General features: G+C 81.4%; 1 pseudogene. It reads left to right on the top strand.

Annotation, left to right across the window (positions count from 1 at the left end):
* Positions 1-887 precede the first annotated feature (887 nt).
* Positions 888-1196 (top strand): annotated as a pseudogene (locus ACFV5N_RS27945) (ABC transporter permease); the annotation flags it as partial.

Genomic DNA, 1196 nt, shown 5'->3' with positions numbered 1-1196 from the left:
GCCCGGGACCACGGGGTGGGCCCGAACGGCGGCCGGACCGGCCCACGGAGCACTCGGTGGCCGGGGCGGATGCGGCAACCGGGCGCGTGACCCTGGTGTCGGACGACGGGCCGGGCCACGACCAGGGCGCGGCGAGCCCCGTGGTAGCGGTGCTGGCCGAGGCCGGGCGTGCGCACACCCACGGCGGGCGGGCCGGGCGGACGACCGACCGGCCCGGGGAGAGCCGGAGCACCTCCGGCCGTGCGGGTGCGGCGGCGGACGGACCTGAACGGGGGCCGGTGGCCGGGTGGCAGTCCGCTCGGTCCGCTGTTGGGCCCGATGCGCACGCGGCGCCGGACGGTCCTGTCGTGGGAGGGACGCCGGGTGAGAACACCCCGCACTGCCGGGAGGGGGCCGCCCCGGGGGAGGACATCGGCGTTGACGGCGTCGCCCCCGCCACCCCGAACGGCGGCCGTGCCCCGTCCCACCGTTCCGGCGGCGCCCCAGCCGGCCCGGCCCGGGTGGGTTCGCCGGAAGCAGCGGCCGGGTCCGGCCGGACCCCACCTGCGTCCGGTCCGGCCGGTCCGGACGGCCCGTCCTGCTCGGGTGCCGGCCGGACCGACCGGCGGCAGCCGGAGCCGGACCCGTCCGGCGCGGGGCGGCCCGGCGTCGGCGCGACTGGCGCGGCTGCCGCCCCTGCGGTCGGTTCCGCCAGGCCATCGCAGCCCGGCTTGGCCGCCACTCGTACCGCCCAGGTGGACGGTTCCACCGGGCAGCCGGGGCCCGGGGCGGCTGCTTCGGCTGCTGCCTCTGCGGTCGGTTCCGCCGGGGAACCGCGGCCCGGCTCGGCCGTCGCGCCCACCACCCCCGCGGCCGGGTCCGCCGGGCGGCGGATCGGAGGGCTCGTCGTGCTCGGCCTCGGGGCCTCGTCCGCCGGGGCCGCCGTCGCGCTGCCCGGGGAAGGGGCCGCCGCCGCTGCCGGGGCGGCCGTGGTGGTCATGGTCATCGGGTGCGCGCTGCTCGGGCCGTGGATCGCCGGGTGGGCGCTCGGCCTGCTCGCCCGGCCACTGCGCCGGTTCGGCGGGGCCGGCGGGTGGCTGGCCGTGGCGCACGGCCGCGCCGACTCGGCGCGGCTCGGCGCCGCGATCGTGCCGATCGCGCTGGTGACCGCCTTCGCCGTCGTCCAACTCGGGGCCGAGGCCAGCGCCGGGCACGCC

Source organism: Streptomyces sp. NPDC059853, from assembly GCF_042731495.1.
In the GTDB taxonomy this organism is placed as follows: domain Bacteria; phylum Actinomycetota; class Actinomycetes; order Streptomycetales; family Streptomycetaceae; genus Streptomyces.
This window is presented reverse-complemented; position numbering and strand designations above follow the sequence as displayed.